At 57.1% G+C, this 17,446-nt stretch carries 18 protein-coding genes and 1 other RNA gene; 9 read left to right on the top strand and 10 right to left on the bottom strand.

The window, feature by feature from the left end; translation table 11 throughout:
* Window positions 1-407: 407 nt before the first annotated feature.
* Window positions 408-3,167 (top strand): Rne/Rng family ribonuclease, encoded by a 2,760-nt coding sequence (locus V7730_RS11290; protein ID WP_335747695.1) that lies wholly within the window; start codon window positions 408-410, stop codon window positions 3,165-3,167.
* Window positions 3,168-3,237: 70 nt separating this feature from the next.
* On the opposite strand, the gene V7730_RS11295 is transcribed toward V7730_RS11290, so the two are convergent.
* On the bottom strand, window positions 3,238-3,483 hold the full coding sequence (locus V7730_RS11295) for a sulfurtransferase TusA family protein (RefSeq protein ID WP_335747696.1): 246 nt from the start codon (window positions 3,481-3,483) through the stop codon (window positions 3,238-3,240).
* 72 nt (window positions 3,484-3,555) lie between these two features.
* Here V7730_RS11295 and V7730_RS11300 point away from each other — a divergent pair, with 72 nt between their 5' ends.
* The 4 genes from V7730_RS11300 to V7730_RS11315 all read left to right on the top strand — a co-directional run bounded on the left by V7730_RS11300 (window position 3,556) and on the right by V7730_RS11315 (window position 7,938).
* Window positions 3,556-4,308 (top strand): cytochrome c biogenesis CcdA family protein, encoded by a 753-nt coding sequence (locus V7730_RS11300; RefSeq protein WP_335747697.1) that lies wholly within the window; start codon window positions 3,556-3,558, stop codon window positions 4,306-4,308.
* 72 nt (window positions 4,309-4,380) lie between these two features.
* Window positions 4,381-5,613, top strand: coding sequence for a hypothetical protein (locus V7730_RS11305; RefSeq protein ID WP_335747698.1), 1,233 nt, complete (start codon window positions 4,381-4,383; stop codon window positions 5,611-5,613).
* Window positions 5,610-6,962, top strand: coding sequence for a cytochrome P450 (locus V7730_RS11310; protein WP_335747699.1), 1,353 nt, complete (start codon window positions 5,610-5,612; stop codon window positions 6,960-6,962). The genes V7730_RS11305 and V7730_RS11310 overlap by 4 nt, the downstream gene beginning before the upstream one ends.
* Window positions 6,963-7,044: 82 nt before the next feature.
* Window positions 7,045-7,938 carry a fructose bisphosphate aldolase gene (locus V7730_RS11315; RefSeq protein WP_335747700.1) on the top strand — a complete coding sequence of 298 codons (894 nt, stop codon included), beginning with the start codon at window positions 7,045-7,047 and terminating at the stop codon, window positions 7,936-7,938.
* Between the two features lie 110 nt (window positions 7,939-8,048).
* Here V7730_RS11315 and V7730_RS11320 read toward each other — a convergent pair whose 3' ends face one another.
* From V7730_RS11320 to V7730_RS11345, 6 genes are all read right to left on the bottom strand, one after another.
* Entirely contained in the window at window positions 8,049-8,282 is a 234-nt protein-coding gene (locus V7730_RS11320; RefSeq protein WP_335747701.1) for a ribbon-helix-helix domain-containing protein, read from the bottom strand.
* The gene (locus tag V7730_RS11325; RefSeq protein WP_335747702.1) at window positions 8,279-8,455 is read right to left on the bottom strand and encodes a DUF4169 family protein; all 177 of its coding nucleotides are present in this window, start codon (window positions 8,453-8,455) and stop codon (window positions 8,279-8,281) included. Before V7730_RS11325 ends, V7730_RS11320 begins: the two co-directional genes overlap by 4 nt.
* Window positions 8,452-9,843 carry a class II fumarate hydratase gene (gene fumC / locus V7730_RS11330; RefSeq protein ID WP_335747703.1) on the bottom strand — a complete coding sequence of 464 codons (1,392 nt, stop codon included), beginning with the start codon at window positions 9,841-9,843 and terminating at the stop codon, window positions 8,452-8,454. Before fumC ends, V7730_RS11325 begins: the two co-directional genes overlap by 4 nt.
* A gap of 64 nt (window positions 9,844-9,907) precedes the next feature.
* Complete coding sequence (locus V7730_RS11335) at window positions 9,908-10,396, bottom strand: SspB family protein (protein WP_335747735.1); 489 nt, start codon at window positions 10,394-10,396, stop codon at window positions 9,908-9,910.
* Window positions 10,397-10,465: 69 nt separating this feature from the next.
* Window positions 10,466-11,710: a chromate efflux transporter gene (gene chrA / locus V7730_RS11340; RefSeq protein WP_335747704.1), complete on the bottom strand. Its 1,245-nt coding sequence runs from the start codon at window positions 11,708-11,710 to the stop codon at window positions 10,466-10,468.
* Entirely contained in the window at window positions 11,707-12,522 is an 816-nt protein-coding gene (locus V7730_RS11345) for a sulfurtransferase/chromate resistance protein (RefSeq protein ID WP_335747705.1), read from the bottom strand. The genes chrA and V7730_RS11345 overlap by 4 nt, the downstream gene beginning before the upstream one ends.
* 293 nt (window positions 12,523-12,815) lie before the next feature.
* On the opposite strand from V7730_RS11345, the gene V7730_RS11350 reads away from it, so the two are divergent.
* Window positions 12,816-13,289, top strand: a complete 474-nt coding sequence (locus tag V7730_RS11350; RefSeq protein ID WP_335747706.1) for a hypothetical protein — start codon at window positions 12,816-12,818, stop codon at window positions 13,287-13,289.
* A 202-nt stretch (window positions 13,290-13,491) separates the two neighbouring features.
* Here the strand turns inward: V7730_RS11350 and ssrA are convergent.
* Window positions 13,492-13,840, bottom strand: a transfer-messenger RNA (tmRNA) gene (gene ssrA / locus V7730_RS11355).
* Complete coding sequence (locus V7730_RS11360; RefSeq protein ID WP_335747707.1) at window positions 13,841-14,194, bottom strand: DUF4345 family protein; 354 nt, start codon at window positions 14,192-14,194, stop codon at window positions 13,841-13,843.
* Window positions 14,195-14,456: 262 nt separating this feature from the next.
* Here V7730_RS11360 and V7730_RS11365 point away from each other — a divergent pair, with 262 nt between their 5' ends.
* Window positions 14,457-14,819: a L,D-transpeptidase gene (locus tag V7730_RS11365; protein ID WP_335747708.1), complete on the top strand. Its 363-nt coding sequence runs from the start codon at window positions 14,457-14,459 to the stop codon at window positions 14,817-14,819.
* Window positions 14,820-14,845: 26 nt separating this feature from the next.
* On the opposite strand, the gene V7730_RS11370 is transcribed toward V7730_RS11365, so the two are convergent.
* The gene (locus V7730_RS11370) at window positions 14,846-15,595 is read right to left on the bottom strand and encodes a FadR/GntR family transcriptional regulator (RefSeq protein WP_335747709.1); all 750 of its coding nucleotides are present in this window, start codon (window positions 15,593-15,595) and stop codon (window positions 14,846-14,848) included.
* A 167-nt stretch (window positions 15,596-15,762) separates the two neighbouring features.
* Here V7730_RS11370 and V7730_RS11375 point away from each other — a divergent pair, with 167 nt between their 5' ends.
* Together V7730_RS11375 and V7730_RS11380 are read left to right on the top strand one after the other, a co-directional pair.
* Entirely contained in the window at window positions 15,763-16,269 is a 507-nt protein-coding gene (locus tag V7730_RS11375; protein WP_335747710.1) for a DinB family protein, read from the top strand.
* The gene (locus tag V7730_RS11380) at window positions 16,269-17,372 is read left to right on the top strand and encodes a dimethylsulfoniopropionate demethylase (RefSeq protein ID WP_335747736.1); all 1,104 of its coding nucleotides are present in this window, start codon (window positions 16,269-16,271) and stop codon (window positions 17,370-17,372) included. Before V7730_RS11375 ends, V7730_RS11380 begins: the two co-directional genes overlap by 1 nt.
* Window positions 17,373-17,446: the final 74 nt, after the last annotated feature.

The raw sequence follows: 17,446 nt of genomic DNA on the forward strand, positions 1-17,446 counted from the left end.
GCCCATTGTGTTTGTTGCCTTCGTCCTCTTATCTAGGGGGATGGGCTGCTGTGATTACACACAGCACTTACAGCCCAATCATGAGTTTCGCTGCTGCCTTTGGCACACCGCTTTTGTGCAGCAGACCGATTGGCCGGAAACGGCAAAGAGACGCTGATGGACATCGAGGGTTAAATGCCTGGAATGACACAGTTTTTAATGGATACGCGGCGCGCCTTGGACAACGAGGCTGTGATCCCGCATCGGAGAAGAACCGCGATGACGCGCGCAAACGCTGATAACAGTTTCGGGAGTGGCCCTCTGGGCCGCACCGCTGTGCCGTACAACATCGCCCTAACAAGACACTTGGCCCAGCGTGCAGCTCCCCCAGGGAGGCCTGCGCGTGCGCGCCCGTGCAAAAGAGTAAAATGCCTAAGAAAATGCTTATCGATGCCACCCACGCGGAAGAAACCCGCGTTGTTGTGGTGGACGGAAACAAGGTCGAAGAATTCGATTTCGAATCTGAAAACAAACGCCAGCTAGCCGGTAATATTTACCTCGCCAAAGTGACGCGCGTAGAGCCGTCGCTGCAGGCGGCCTTTGTGGACTACGGCGGAAATCGCCACGGCTTCCTCGCGTTCTCGGAAATTCATCCCGATTACTACCAGATCCCTGTCGCAGACCGTGAGGCGCTGCTGGCAGAAGAGCGTGCCTTTGCCGAAGCGCAGGACGCCAAGGACGAGGAAGACGAAAAGCCCAAGCGCCGCTCGCGCAAGCCTAAGGCAACGGATGCGGCAACGGATGATGCTAAAGCATCAATCGAGATCATGGGCATGGAAACGGTCGATCTGGATGCTGATGAGGTTGAAGTCTCAGAAGATGAGGCCTCTTCGCCAATGGAACGGGTGAAAGAAACACCTGTTGAAACACCTGCGGAAGCAACCGAGAGCGACGCGGAGGATGATGACACGTCTGAAGATCAAGACGACGCAGATGGCGACGCCTCTGCTGATGCTTCTGATAAAGATGACAGCATCGAATCTGTTGCCGATGAGGATGACAGCGAAGATATTCGTCGGGTCCGTAAGCCGCGTCCGCGCCGCTACAAAATCCAGGAAGTGATCAAAGTTCGCCAGATCCTGCTGGTTCAGGTCGTTAAAGAAGAGCGTGGCAACAAAGGCGCTGCTCTCACCACTTACCTGTCACTGGCGGGCCGCTACTGCGTTCTGATGCCAAACACTGCGCGCGGTGGTGGTATTTCTCGCAAGATCACCAATGCCGTAGACCGCAAGAAGCTCAAAGAAATCGCGCAAGAGATCGAAGTGCCGCAGGGCGCTGGCCTTATCGTGCGCACTGCAGGCGCCAAGCGCACCAAAGCGGAAATCAAGCGCGACTATGAATATTTGCAGCGCATGTGGGAGCAAATCCGCGAGCTGACGCTGAAGTCCATAGCACCTGCTAAGATTTACGAAGAAGGCGATCTGATCAAACGGTCGATCCGCGACCTCTATAACCGTGACATCGACGAAGTGTTTGTGGAAGGTGAGCGCGGCTACCGCATCGCCAAGGACTTCATGAAGATGATCATGCCGTCCCACGCGAAAAACGTGAAGCGCTACGAAAAAAACTTGCCGCTGTTCGCCAGCTATCAGGTGGAATCGTATCTGTCGGGCATGTTTAACCCCACTGTACAGCTGCCGTCCGGTGGCTACATCGTGATCGGTGTGACCGAAGCGCTGGTGGCTGTGGACGTGAACTCTGGACGTGCTACCAAAGAAGGCAGCATCGAGCAGACTGCGCTTAAAACTAACCTTGAGGCCGCCGCCGAAGTGGCGCGTCAGCTGCGTCTGCGCGACCTTGCTGGTCTGATCGTGATTGACTTCATCGACATGGATGAGCGTAAGAACAACGCCGCCGTTGAAAAGATGATGAAAGACAAGCTCAAGACTGATCGTGCGCGCATCCAGATCGGGCGCATCTCGGGCTTTGGTTTGATGGAAATGTCCCGTCAGCGTCTGCGCCCCGGTATGATCGAGGCGACGACACAGCCTTGTTCGGCTTGCCACGGCACGGGTCTGATCCGCTCCGATGACAACCTTGCTTTGGCAATCTTGCGGACCATCGAAGAGGAAGGCACTCGCCGTCGCTCACGTGAGGTGCTGATCAAGGCACCTGTGGGCATTGCCAACTTCCTGATGAACCAAAAACGCGAACACATCGCCAACATTGAGATCCGCTATGGTCTGAGCGTACGGATCGAAGGGGACCCGCATCTGGTGAGCCCTGATTTCTCCATGGAGAAATTCAAGACCGCCACGCGTGTTGTACAGCAGATCTCGCATGTTGTGTCTGTTGATACATCCCTCATGGATGAGATTGACGAAGCGGATGCAGCCGAAGCAGAAGCAGCGGAAGCCGCAGCCGAAGCAGAGGACGATAACCAGACAAGCCCAGTTGCAACCACGCCGACCCCAGAGGATGGCGAGGACAAGCCCAAGCGTAAACGTCGTCGGCGGAGGCGCAGCCGTGGTGGCCGCTCAACTTCTGATGAGCAGCAGTCGTACGAGGATCAGTCAGACGACAGCCAGTCTGACGTTGATAAGTCGACGGATGCAGCCGAGCCGTCTGAGCCAGAAGCTGTAGAAGCTAATGCTGAAGAGGCCCCCAAGCCGAAGACGCGTAGCCGTTCACGCAGCCGCAAGCCCAAGGCTGAGCCTGTTGCAGCAGATGCGCCAGCGGAAACCACCGAAGCGCTTGTAGAAACAGCCGCCGAGGAAGCACCCGCAGCGGATGAAAAGCCCAAGCCTAAGCCCAAGCGGACCCGTGCGCCGCGCAAGCCAAAGGTCGCTCCGGTTGCTGATGCGGAAGAAGCTGCGGCACCAGAAGCCGTTGCTGCTTTGGATGCGCCTGCTGCCCCTGTCGCGAAGGCCGAGCCAAAGCTAAGGGCCCCACGCAAGCCGCGCACGACCACGAAGAAGGCCGCGCCGAAGAAGACTGAAGAGTCAGCCGAGGCAGGTGCGCCTGTCGAAGCACCCGTTGCTGTGGCAGAACCTGCGCCGGTTGCCACGCCAGAGCTGGTTGCCGAGAAGGTGCAAGCGCCCGAACCGGTGGCTGTGCCAGAGGTGAAGGTTGAAGAAGAGCTTGCAAAACCTCGGCGCAAGGGCTGGTGGTCGCTTGGCGGTCGCTAAGCACCCCACGAACTAGAACGCAAAAAAGGCAGGCTTTCGGGCCTGCCTTTTACTTTGCGCAGGGGCGGTATCAGCCCACTTTTTCAATCACATATATTTGTGTGTCGCCATCTTCACTGCTCTCGACTAGCGTGTGTCCCGCTTCGGCGCAGAAATGCGGCACGTCGATAATAGCTGCAGGATCATTAGCGCGCATGCGCAGCCTATCGCCCGCGTTGAGAGATTGCAGGCGCTTGCGTGCTTTTAGCACGGGCAGGGGGCAAAGCAGCCCTGTGGCATCAAGATCATGTATCATGCGCCGAGATGTAGGCCGCATGTTACAGCCTGTCCACAGCCTTGTGACAATGTGACAGGTGACGTCAGGCGCAGCAGCGTATAGCTGTGATCCATGTTTGGAATCGAGATCATTGACGCAAGTCTTTTGCCCGCGATGGCCGTGGCCCTTATGGCCGGTGTGATCAGTTTTCTGTCGCCCTGTGTGCTGCCGATTGTGCCGCCCTATCTGGCCTATATGAGTGGGGTGAGCTTGAATGACATGAGCTCGGTTGGCTCTGCGCGGCGCCGCGCTATTGTCGCAGCCCTGTTCTTTGTCATGGGGCTGAGCACGGTCTTTTTGATCCTGGGCTTTACGGCGTCGGCCTTCGGGGCATTTTTCCTGCAAAACCAGATACTCTTCAGCCAAATCTCAGGCGTTGTGGTGATCATATTCGGCATCCATTTCCTTGGTGTGTTCCGCATCCCGTTCCTTGACCGCGAGGCGCGAATGGATGCGGGTGACAAGGGCGGCTCATCTTTCGGTGCTTACCTTTTGGGGCTGGCCTTTGCGTTTGGCTGGACACCTTGCATTGGTCCACAACTGGGCGCGATCCTGTCGCTGGCTGCTTCCGAGGCATCAGTGACGCGCGGCACGTTGTTGCTGGGTGTTTACGCGCTTGGGCTTGGTATTCCGTTCTTGCTGGCGGCCATGTTCATGACCCGCGCTGTAGGCGTGATGAATCGTCTCAAGCGGCATATGAAGGCCATCGAGCGCGCGATGGGCCTGCTGTTGCTGGTCGTGGGGATCATGATGCTGACCGGAGCCTTCTCTACCTTCAGTTTCTGGTTGTTGGAAACCTTTCCAGCGCTCGGTAAACTCGGCTGAGGTCAAGGGCCTTACTTTGACCGAGAACCCGCGTTAGCATGGGCCAAACAGATGTGAGGCCCGAGCAGACCCATGGCTGCCACCCGTACTACCGTATCCCGCCGGCGGGTGTTCTACATCCCCGGTTACGACCCGATCCATCCCCGCCGCTACCGCGAGCTTTACCGCAAGGAATCCGCCATTCAGGCGGGGGTCTCCGGCTATGGTATAAGCTTGTGTGCACGTCAGGGTGGTGCCCGATACGGATGGGATGTCAAAGGTTTGATTGATGGTGTGCATGTGGATGCTTCGGTGGATGTACTGGTTTGGTCCGACATCGTCCGCGACAGCATGGAGACCTCAATCTCTGCGACGTACTGGCAACTTCTGCGCACCGCTTGGGTCTATATCAGCACCAGCGCGTTGTGGCGGCTGATGCGGCTGCGCAAGGGGCCTGTGATTGCCGCGCTCTATCCTGTGGCGATGCTGCTGGGGCAGCTATTGATCGCCTATGCGGCGGGGGTTTTTGTCCATTGGATGACCAAGGAACTGCTTGAGCCGCTTATGGGATCGGCTGGCCAGATTACAGCGATGGCGGCAGCAGTAGGCCTGTTCGTCTGGCTGATGCGCTGGTTCAAAGCCAAGGACGGCAAGTTCTTCGCCTACTATCTAATGCATGACTATGCCTACGGCGCCTCCACACGCGGCGCCAACACGCCCGAGCTGGAGGCGCGCATCAGCAATTTCGCCGACGCCATCGCAGAGGCATTGGCGGACGACGTGGATGAGGTTCTGGTCGTCGGTCATTCCTCTGGTGCGCATCTTGGCGTGTCGGTGCTGGCCGATCTGATCCGTGCAGGGCGCGTGCCTCAGCATGGTCCAGCGCTCGGGTTTCTAAGCTTGGGGCAGGTGGTGCCGATGGTGTCTTTTCTGCCTGACGCGCACCGACTGCGCGCCGATCTGGCGTATCTCAGCGTGACGGACGCACTCACGTGGGTGGATGTGACAGCCCCCGGTGATGGTTGCGCCTTTGCGCTGTGCGATCCGGTCAGTGTCTCAGGAGTTGCGCCAGAGGGTAAACGTTGGCCGCTAGTGTTCTCGGCTGCCTTCACACAATCATTGAGCCCGAAGCGCTGGAAGGCCCTGCGCTGGCGGTTCTTTCGGCTGCATTTCCAGTATATGTGTGCGTTCGATCAGCCCCGTGATTATGACTACTTCCAGATTACGGCTGGCCCTATGACCCTTGAGGCACGTTATGCCGATAGGCCCGCATCAAAATCACGGATCGAGACTCCGGTGAACAAATTCACGAGCGTTGCACCATGATCCTACCGCCCAAACCCGCAAGCAGACCCGACAAGGTCTCGCTTTGGCGCTATGCCAAGCTGTTTAGGGCTGACATTCTGTCGGCCCAGCCTGCGCGCCTTTACCGTGCCTGGATGGCGGAGTTTCGCACGCCGTTCTTTCGCAGCTATCTGCTTAACCAACCCGATCTGGTGCAGTGTGTTCTGAAAGAGCGGCCAGATGATTTTCCAAAGTCCACTCGCGTGAACGAAGGGCTGCGTCCGCTTTTGGGCAACTCCGTGTTTGTCACCAACGGTGAGACTTGGAAGCGTCAGCGCCGCATCATTGATCCTGCCTTTGAGGGTGGCCGCCTGCGTGAGACTTTTCCGGCAATGTGGGATGCGGCGGAGGCTGCGGCTGCGCGGCTTGCCCCCCTCAATGGCCAAGAGATCGAGATCGAGGAAGAGACAAGCCATGCGGCGGCGGATGTGATCTTTCGAACGCTGTTCTCCTTGCCTATCGAACACCATCTGGCGCGCGATGTGTTTGAGGAATTTCGTGCCTATCAGCGCAGCCAGCCGATCCTGAACCTTGCGGCGCTTGTACCGCTTCCGCGCTGGATGCCGCGCCTGTTTCGCCGCGATACGACGCGCAGTGCCGGGCGTATCCGCGCGTTAATCACGAAGCTGACCCAACAGCGCGCAGATGAGATCGCTGCGGGCACAGCACCCGATGATCTTGCGACCAAGATCATGACAACACCTGATCCTGATACGGGGGAGACGTTTACCACCGAAGAAATGGTGGATCAGGTGGCGATTTTTTTTCTTGCAGGACATGAGACAAGCGCCTCAACTTTGGCTTGGGCGCTGTATCTGATGGCGCTCTATCCTGATTGGCAGGACAAGCTGGCAGAAGAGGCAAAAGCGCTTGAAACCTGCGATTTCAGTGTTATGAGCAAACTGCGCCTGAGCCGCGATGTGTTTCGCGAAACCCTCAGACTTTATCCGCCGGTGCCTATGATGGTGCGTGAAAACCGCTGCCCTGAGCAGATTCGAGACCGAGAGGTTCCGGTGGGCTCACAGTTGGTCATTAGCCCATGGCATCTACACCGTCATACACGCCTTTGGGACAACCCCGATGGTTTCGATCCGAACCGCTGGCAGACCGAGAATGGCAAAACCTGCAAGCGTGAGGCTTTCATTCCATTCAGTGCCGGTGCACGTGTCTGTCCAGGTGCGGGGTTTGCGATGATCGAAGGGCCGCTGATCCTCAGCCGTATCTTGCGCGACTACCGTGTAGAGGCAGGGCCAGTACCCGTACCAGTGGCACATCTGACAGTACGTGCGAAAAATGGTATTCGCCTCAAAATCAAGCACCGTGAGCGTTAACAGTGTCAAAGCATCTGGCGCTGTAGAGGCGAACGCTTTAGAACGTCTTCTAATCAGTTTCCAGCTTACAAAGGCAGTTTTTATGTCCGCAAAAGACGCACAACGCACCCGTATCGCAACTGCACCCGGCTTTATCGCCGCGCTGGACCAGTCGGGTGGGTCAACGCCGAAGGCATTGCAGCAGTACGGGGTCGAGCCTTCGGATTATTCGGGTGACACCGAAATGTACGCGGCCGTTCACGCCATGCGCAGCCGGATCATTCTGTCTGAGCCGTTTACCTCTGAAAAAGTTCTGGGCGCCATTTTGTTTGAACGGACGATGGACAGCGATATCAACGGCAAACCCACAGCACAGCTTTTGTGGGAAGAGCGCGGCGTGGTGCCGTTTCTGAAGATCGACAAGGGCCTTGCGGATGAGGCCAACGGGGTTCAGCTGCTCAAGCCGATGCCGGATCTGGACGCTCTGCTGGCCAAGGCCAATGAAAAGGGCATCTTCGGCACCAAGGAGCGCTCGCTAGTGCTGGAGGCTAATGCGCAAGGGATCGCAGATGTTGTCGCCCAGCAGTTCGACGTTGCCAAGCAGGTGGCCGCTGCGGGACTTGTGCCGATTGTAGAGCCTGAAGTGCATATCGATAGTGCAACCAAAGTGCAGGCCGAAGATATGTTGAATTCCGAAATTTTGAAACATCTGAACAGCTTGCCAGAAGAAATTGATGTTATACTTAAGCTGACTGTTCCGACCAAGGCGGGGCTGTATGATACCGCTGCAGATCATCCACGCGTCTTGCGTGTTGTCGCTTTGTCGGGAGGGTACTCCACAGACAAAGCCTGTGAGCTTCTCAGCCAGAACCACAAAATGATCGCGAGCTTCAGCCGCGCCCTTGCAGAAGGCTTGAACGTCAAAATGAGCGACGCTGAGTTCGACGCATCGCTTGGCCGTAACATCGAAAAGATTTATGCGGCTTCGGTGGCGTAAGTCACGGAGATCTACAAAATGTAGCCGCGACGCACGAGCACATGCTCAAAGGCGTCGCGGCGCAGGTACCAATCGGAATGAATGGTTGATGGGGCGTTGATCGGCCCAGCCTAGTCTGATCGGGGCAACCGATCCTTCAACGCATTTAAGACATAGACGCGGATGGCCGAGGCCAATCCGCTGTCCATGCCGCGTTCTGCATCAATCTCGGCCACCAAGGCATTGATTGGCATGGATTTATCCTGCGCGATTGCGCGCAATTCAGCCCAAAACGGTGCCTCAAGCGAGATAGAGGTGCGGTGCCCGTGTAACGTGACCGAGTGTTTGACGGGCCGCGCGCTCATGTCTCTCGCTTATGGCCTTCGAGGTTGCGCGCGATCTGTTCCGCACGCGCCTTAAGCGCCTCTTTCTGCGCCTTGGACTGACCGAAAGCGACAGCGTTTTCATTCGCACGGGCCTTACGGGACGTGCGGCCGCGCTCTTTGTGGATTTTGTTGAGGTTCAGGGGCGTGGTCATTTCGGTCCAATCATATTTTCCGGCCGCACCACGCGGTCGAATGTCTTTGCGTCCACAAAGCCGAGCGCGATAGCTTCTTCTTTGAGGGTCGTGCCGTTCTTATGCGCAGTTTTGGCAACTTTCGTCGCGTTGTCATACCCGATTTCAGGCGCCAGCGCTGTCACCAGCATCAGCGACTCGCGCATCAGTTTTTCGATCCGGTCAGCGTCAGCTTTCAGGCCAACAACGAGGTTGTCGGTGAACGCGGACGCCGAATCGCCTAAAAGTTGCATGGATTGCAGGACGTTATAGGCCATCATTGGCTTGTAAACGTTCAATTCGAAATGGCCCTGAGAGCCGGCAAACCCGACGGCTGCATCGTTACCGAAGACGTGGGCGCAAACTTGTGTCAGCGCTTCGCACTGCGTCGGGTTCACTTTGCCCGGCATGATTGAACTGCCAGGTTCGTTTTCGGGCAGGATCAACTCACCCAAACCACAGCGCGGGCCAGAGCCAAGAAGGCGGATGTCGTTTGCGATTTTGAACAGGCTGGCAGCAACTGTTTTCAAATGGCCGGAAATCTCGACCATTGCGTCATGCGCGGCCAGTGCTTCGAATTTGTTGGGGGCCGTGATGAAGGGCAGGCCAGAGATTCGCGCCATATTGGCAGCTACTGTCTCGGCCCAGCCTTTGCGGGTGTTCAGGCCTGTACCAACGGCTGTGCCGCCTTGGGCCAGTTCATAGATCCGGCCAAGACCGTCTTCGACGCGTTTGATGCCCATCGCTACCTGATGGGTGTAGCCAGAAAATTCCTGCGACAGGGTCAGCGGTGTTGCGTCCTGTGTGTGAGTGCGGCCGATCTTGATGATGCCGTCGAACTCTTCGACCTTTGTTTGAAGGGCTGCGTGCAGCTTTTTCAGGCCGGGTAGCAGCACGTTATGCGCTGTAGTGGCCGCGGCAATGTGCATGGCTGTCGGGAAAGTGTCGTTTGAGGACTGGCCCATGTTGCAGTGATCGTTCGGGTGAACCGGATCTTTGGAGCCGATAACGCCGCCCATGATTTCAATCGCACGGTTGGCGATGACTTCGTTGGCGTTCATGTTTGACTGGGTGCCGGAGCCTGTCTGCCACACAACCAGCGGGAAGTTGTCGTCGAACTTGCCCGCAACCACTTCGGAGGCCGCCTGCACAATCGCATTGCCGCGGTCTGCGTCTAGTGTGCCTTGTGCCATGTTTGCTTCGGCACAGGCTTGTTTGATCACGCCTAACGCGCGCACGATGGCGATCGGCTGCTTTTCCCAACCGATGGGGAAGTTGATAATCGAGCGTTGCGTCTGCGCGCCCCAGTACTTGTCGGACGGTACTTCCAAGGGGCCAAAGCTGTCGGTTTCTGTGCGGGTATCGGCCATGGGAGAGGCTCCTGATCTGATATGTTCAGGCGCTGTTTAGCCGCTGCTGCTGCCCCGCGCAAACCTATGTTTTGCGAAAACTGTCCAGAGAGACGATTTCAGCAGCCTTTGCCGACGTTTCCTCGACCTCAAGATCGGATTCGTCGGTCTGGGGCAGCTCGGTTGGCTTGGTGGCTGCCTTTGCCTTTGCCTCACCGTCTTCTTGCTGTTCGAACCGTAGGCCGAACTCCACTGACGGGTCCACAAAGGTGCGGATCGCATCGTAGGGGATATACAAAGGCTCTGGTGCATCGCCAAAGTTCAGCGTGATGGAAAAGCCATCGTTTGTAACCTCAAGGTTGTCATACCAATGTTGCATCACAACAGTCATTTCATCCGGATAGCGGTCTGACAGCCAGTCGGCCAGCTCTGCATCAGGGTGGGACGTGTCAAACGTGATGAAAAAATGGTGCGCGCCTGGCAAACCGTTGTCCGCCACGTCCAGCAGGACATTGCGGATAAGGCTGCGCATGGCATCGTGCATGAGGTTGCCGTAGTCGATGGTGCGGCTCATGTCATGTCCCTCAGGTGTGTCAATTAAACCCATCATAGGCGATTCCGAGCGGGATGAAAGGGCCTGTGCTTAGATCAACCCCAGCCCGAGTGCGCAGAGACCAAGAACCACCATTGCTTGTACAAACCCGACACGCAAGCCGAGCATGAGCACGGCGGCAAGAGCAGTTAAGCTAGCGGCAACCGGTTCAAAACTGGACCAGACGGGCAGGGGAAGTTGCAAGCTCCCTGCCGTGCCAACACTGCTGAACAGAACGTGCATGGCAAACCAGACTGTGAGATTTGCAATCACCCCGACGACGGCGGCAGTGATAGCTTGCAATCCGGCCGTAAGGCGCGGTTGGGCGCTAAGCCGTTCGAGGTAGGGACCGGCAAGGAAAATCCACAAAAAGCAGGGTGTGAATGTGACCCAAAGCGCCAGAAGACCAGTGGCGATGGCACCTGTGAGACCGGATTGTGCATATCCGGCCAGAAGCGCCACAAATTCGGTCACCAGTATCAGCGGCCCCGGTGTTGTTTCAGCCAGCCCCAAGGCGTCAATCATTGCTTCGGGGCTAATCCAGCCAAGGTCCGTGACGACCGTTTGTGTCATGTATCCCAGCACGGCATAGGCGCCACCGAACGCCACCACAGCGAGCTTTGAAAAGAACAGGCCCAGATCAAGAAGGAATTGTTGATCGAGCATCCACAAAGCCAATAGCGGTGCCGCCCAAAGCGCCCCCCATAGGGCAAGAACGCGCAAAGGCGCGGCCTGAACGGGATCAGGCATCGGCATCTGCGGTGCAATGCGGGCCTGCGCCAACCCCCAAAGCCCTGCAACGATGATAATCAGAGGAAATGGAAGGCCAAAGACAAATAGGGCTACGAAAGACAAAGCAGCAAGAACCCATCCTTGCACGCCAATCAACGCTTTGCCTGCCACTTTGCGCAGGGCTTGAAATACCACGACGATGACAGCGGCTTTGATCCCCAGAAATGCGGCTTGCACCAGTGGTAACTGACCGTAAGCGGCATAAAACAGAGCAAGCACAGCGATGACCAAAGCGCCGGGGATCACAAACAGGAGGCCTGCCAACAGCCCTCCGGCGGTGCCCCGCATCCGCCATCCTGCGTAAGTCGCCAACTGCATTGCCTCTGGTCCGGGCAAGAGCATGCACAGGCTGAGCGCCCGCAGATAGGTCTGTTCGCTTAGCCAGTCACGTTTGCTCACCAATTCTTCGTGCATCAACGCGATCTGAGCCGCAGGTCCGCCAAAGGACAGCAACCCGATCCGGCCAAAGACGCGGGTCATCTCCCGCCAGTCGGGCGCGCTCATGTCTGTTGGCCCGCTGGCCAGTCGTGGCCTTCCGTGCTGCCATCGCGTGCCCAGCGATAAAGCGCGTCATAGATGGCCAGGCCTGCCTCAAGCTGCGCGTTGTCATCACGGTATTGCCGCGACAAGCCGACAGAGAGCGCAAGTAGCCCTGCAGCCTGAGGCGCAAGATCGTGAGTATTGGTGTCTGCCGCGCTAATGACCGTTGCCATGCGTGTCAGCGCGGCTGTGTTTAGGCCGAACTCATCAAGCATGGTATCGAAGGTACAGCGTTCCCCCCGATGGGACCAGAACACCCCCTCTATATCGAAGGGTTGCGCGCCATACCGGTCGGCCACACCAACCACTTCGCTGGGTGAGACAAAAAGCACGCGGGCCTGCGTGTCGACAAAGCGGCGGATGAGCCACGGGCAGGCGATGCGATCAATCTTGGGACGGTGGCGGGTCACCCACAGAGTTGCGCCATCCATCAGCGGGGGCAAAGCAGCGGCGGGCAAGCGTGGGGCATCCGGATGGGCAGCCCAGCCAAGGTTGCCGCCCTGAAGATACTCCGCAACGATACCGTCACAGCGCAACAGCGCATCGAGCCCTTGGCTTAGCTTAATGCCTTTTTGGCAAACAATCACACAGGCGCGTCCTGCTGTGCGATCTTTGAGGCCGGCCAAATCGGTGTGAGGGTGGCGAAACGCGCCAGGGATCAGAAAGGGGTCCGCTGCAAAGTCTTCATCAATCGAGATATCGACAATCACAGGGGCATCGGGCGAGCCGATGAGGCGGATCAGTTGCGGTACAATTATTTCATTTGGGGCAGCCATAGCATGCATCCTTCCGTGTTTGGAAAAATGCGAACCTCCAGCTTGCGCCTCACGGGGCGTTCGCAGCGCTCCCCTTAAAATAATCTTTGCCACGCGCTTTGGCTTCGGTCAACCGGCTGCAATCCGGACTTAAGCGTATGGATGGGAGGATTTTCTGCAAGAACGCTTCAGATCAGGGTTGAACTACATAGCGATTTATTGCGAAATCCCCGCAGATATTGTGGTAGTGTTTCAAGCTGCCACTACAGAATGACAAGCGCTCAAGAGAATGAGCTGTCCTGGGGGGGACTGAAATGGAAATCAAAGATATGGTCGGCATGATGTCGACTGGTGCACTGCTGGCAATTGGTGTCATGTATTTGGGCGATAAGATTGGTGGGTCCAACGATCAGTCAGAGCCTGCGGCGGTGGCGGTCATTGCAGACCAGCAGCCGATCGATCAAGGAACAGAGATCGTGAGCCGGACGGATATCAGCCATCTGGGGCAAAGCACGGCGCAACAGCTTCAGCGCATCGTTGCCATTTCCGCACAAGGTCTGAGGCAGACCCCAGATCTGACGCCAGAACAACAAGAGATCGTCACCTTTTTCGAGCGTGCCGCGCGGGACATGAACCAGACTGCCGATCGCTCTGACGAGAGCAGCTATGTCCAGTTCAGCAATATGGCCGTGCAAGGACTGAAAGTGCGCTACTTCTACCGCGTCGGGCAGACTTATGAAGCGGTCGACAAGGTCTCGCTTTTTGCAGACCAGCAGGCCATGATGTAAGATGCCATGTGTGGCAATGATGCGATACGCACGTTGCTCAGCGATTACGGTTTTGAATATACCTATACCTACATCAGCGCAGACAGTCGCCATGTCGGTGCGCTTCAGGCGAATAAGGCCGTTTGCGCGTAAACACACGCGTGTGGTGTGCCCGGCCGGGCACACCATGTGCATGTCTGGTGGTGTGATCGGTAGGGGGGAAGGTGCCGGATTCTGTTGCCAGGCTCCGGCGGGCCCCGCCTTACGTCGCTAAACGCAAGGACTTAGATTTCAATAGTTCCGGTCGCTTACGCGGCCATCGCCATTGGAGCACGATTGTCATTTGCAATTGTACATTTTGGGCCGATACGGTGGCACCCAGCCGAGATAAAGCATAACCCCTTTAGACGTTCGTCGATCCTATTTCGACCCCATGATCCGCAAATGACGGATGATTGGTGGAGTCGCCGGGTACCGCCCCCGGGTCCGAACCGCTTATTACGAGCGCGTTTATATCCATAGTCCCTAAGGACAACTCATAGATAGAGCCGGGGCGCGCGCAATTCAAGGGCCTAGAGGTTCACTGACAGCGCAATAGCTGCGATTGCGGCTTCACTGGCAAAGAATATCCACTTAAGCCGTGTTGTCCCATCCAGAACCAGCGACGTCAGGCGGCCAACAGTACCACCGCCCCAGATGAACCCGATCATCGCAAAAGCTGCGGGTGTGGATAAAAGTAGTGCGCCAATGCCTGCCATCACGAACAACGCACCAGAGGCCGCGCGGACCTCTGACATACCCATGGTCGATCCGGTGTCTTGCAAATCAAGGGTGCGCATCGTGTGATCGGGCCGCAGCCAGCCCAACGCGCCAAAACCGATGCTGAGCAGGGCCAATGCCCAGTTGATGAACGTCACAAAGTCCATTTGCCTCTCCGATCCCGTTATTCTGCACCAGCTCGGGTCACGCGTCGTTTGGTGCCTCAACGCAGACAGAGGTGCATTGGTTGCTACGAAGGGCCGGTCAAAGAGGTATGCAGATCCGTAGTTTTGGCCGAGTTGCCGCAGCTATCCTTTGACAATAAGAGCTTAGGTGCATGATTTCATATGACATTGCGCATTTCGAGTTGGAAGTTGTTACCAAATGAGATTTTTATCCGCCACTCTGTTGATCGCATCTCTGATCCATATGTTCCCTGCCGTGGTTGAGGCGGGGCAACTTTTTGCTAAAGTTGATGTCTCCGAGCAGACGATGCGTGTCTATCGCGATGGTACGCAAATCCATACTTGGCAGGTCTCAACTGCGCGCAAAGGTAAGATCACGCCGCGCGGCGTTTTGCATGCTAAGTGGCTCTCGAAGGAACATAAATCCGGCTTTTACAACAATGCATTGATGCCGTTTGCGATCTTTTGCAGTGGAAATTTCGCGATCCATTGCACTAATCAGATCAGTCGACTTGGCCATCCCGCATCATCAGGCTGCATCCGTTTACACCCTGACAAGGCGGCCAAGCTTTTCGCCATGACGCCGCAGGTAGGCTGCGCAATATGAAGGTGATTATTCAGGACTAGCCCAGCTTATCTGGCCAAACCCGCCGACCCTTGCGCGGCGCGGGCGGCAAAAATACCGGCGCCCAGCGTCTGGGTTTCTTCTTCGAGTGCAGTCAGGCCGCTAAAGACTGCATCGGGATCCTGCGCCTCTACCGCTTCGGCGATGGCCTTGTGCAGCGCCACAATACGCGCGCGGTCGCGGGCAGAGAAGGTGATCATGTTCATCAGTGGCTGCATCGCCTCCACCGCGCCGGCAAGCTGGTAGGACAGAACGGGGTTGCACGCCCCGTCTACCAGTGCACGGTGGAACGCCACATCCGAAGCGCAGAAGGCCTCATCCGTAAGGCCTGGTTGCGCCTGACGGTGGATTTCGGCGCGCATGTCGGCAAGGTGGTCCGCCGTACGGCGTTGCGCACTAAGTGTCGCGCACGAACGCTCCAGTGCGAACCGTGCCTCGCACGCGGTCTCAAAGCTCACCTCGTTCATCGACAGCAGCAGGGTAGAGGTGGTGATCTGCTGGGCGTAAGCTTCGGGAAAGCTGATGCGGTTGACAAAAGCGCCGCCGGTGGCTCCGCGCTGGGTTCGGATAAGCGACTGAGCCGCAAGCCTTTTCAGCGCCTCGCGTACAGTAGGGCGTGACACTTTGAACTGCTCGGCCAGCTCGGTCTCTGATGGCAATCGTGCGTCCACAATCAATCGGCCCGCAATGATTTCATCACGGATGGCAGTGGCGATTTGGGCGGGCAGGTCAGCGGGGCTTTGTGGGTCTAATTTCATATGTCTTACATTTATTATTTGGCAAAAGAGTAATTGTCTGACATTAAATTTGCAACGTGTGACTCGCAGGACTTCGCTATGCCGCATCTTCTTCTTTTGATAATCCGGCTGGCCTTCGTTGGTCTTACGCCCAAGGTCCGCGTAATTGACTGGAAAGGTGGCGTTACATGATTGAGAAAGATTACGTGCTGCAGATGGCGCGTTATAACGCGTTGCAAAACAATCAGTTGCGGGGCGTTGTTCAACAGATTGACGAGGCAGACGTTCAGGCTGACCGTGGCGCGTTCTTCGGGTCCATCTTTGCCACGCTTAACCACATTCTGTGGGGCGATACCCTTTGGATGAGCCGCTGGTGTAGTGATGTTTGCCCTCCTGCTGCAGGGGCCGAGCATACGTCCTTTACGTTAACAACCGGCGTCTGGGAGTCAGAGCGGTTCCGTATGGATGACCGCATACGGAACTGGGCGCAAACCTTGTCCAATATGGACCTGCGCAGCGATCTTGAGTGGCACTCCCAGGCTGCTGGAATGACGTTCACTCAACCCTTGGCGTTGTGCGTGGCGCATATGTTCAATCACCAAACCCACCACCGTGGGCAGATTAGCCAGATGCTGTCTGCTGCTGGGATGACCCCGCCGGTGTCTGACCTTGTCTATTTGCCGGAGGATGCATGATGGCGACTGTTTCTCAAACACGGCGGCTGCGCCGGACGCCTTTCTCGGATGGTGTCGAAGCGGCGGGTGTCAGCGCCTACACGGTCTATAACCGGATGCTGCTGCCCACTGTCTTCGAGAGTGTCGAGGCGGACTACCACCACCTCAAATCCGCCGTTCAGGTCTGGGATGTCGCGTGTGAGCGGCAGGTCGAATTGCGCGGCCCGGATTCTGCGCGCCTGATGCAGATGCTGACGCCGCGCGATCTGCGCGGGATGTTGCCGGGCCGTTGCTATTACGTGCCCATCGTCGATGAGACCGGCGGGATGCTGAACGATCCGGTTTGTGTGAAGCTGGCAGAAGACCGTTGGTGGATATCGATCGCTGACAGTGATCTGTTGCTGTGGGTCAAGGGGATCGCCAACGGCTACCGTCTGGACGTGCTTGTGGACGAGCCGGATGTGAGCCCGTTGGCAATTCAGGGACCAAAGTCCGACGAGTTGATGGCGCGGGTTTTCGGCGATGCGGTGCGCGATGTTCGGTTTTTCCGATTTGGCATGTTTGATTTTCAGGGGCACTCCCTTGCTGTGGCGCGCTCGGGCTATTCCAAGCAGGGCGGTTTCGAAATTTATGTCGAGGGCTCTGAAATCGGGATGCCGCTGTGGAACGCGCTGATGGAGGCGGGCCGTGATTTGGACGTGCGCGCGGGATGTCCCAACGGTATTGAACGTGTCGAGAGCGGATTGTTAAGCTATGGCAATGACATGACCGACGACAACACGCCTCATGAATGCGGTCTGGGCAGGTTCTGTGACACGCAAACGGCGATCGGTTGTATCGGGCGTGATGCCTTGCTACGCGTTGCGAAGGAGGGCCCTGTTCAGCAGGTCCGCGCGATTGAGATTGCAGGGAATCCGGTCGGACCCTGTGACCGCGTCTGGCCTCTGATGGCGGGCACCAAGCGGGTTGGGCAGGTGACCTCGGCAGCATGGTCGCCGGATTTCAATACCAATGTGGCCATCGGAATGGTGCGCATGACCCATTGGGATGACGGAACATCGCTTAGGGTGGAGACACCTGACGGGCCGCGCGATGCGCTGGTGCGCGAGGCCTTCTGGGCCTGAGCGGGTTGAGAATTCGGAACCGGAGGGGGCAACCCCTCGGAAGACCTGGGATATTTATGGCCAAAGGAAAATGG

This window comes from Sulfitobacter sp. (assembly GCF_036961165.1).
Classification (GTDB): domain Bacteria; phylum Pseudomonadota; class Alphaproteobacteria; order Rhodobacterales; family Rhodobacteraceae; genus Sulfitobacter.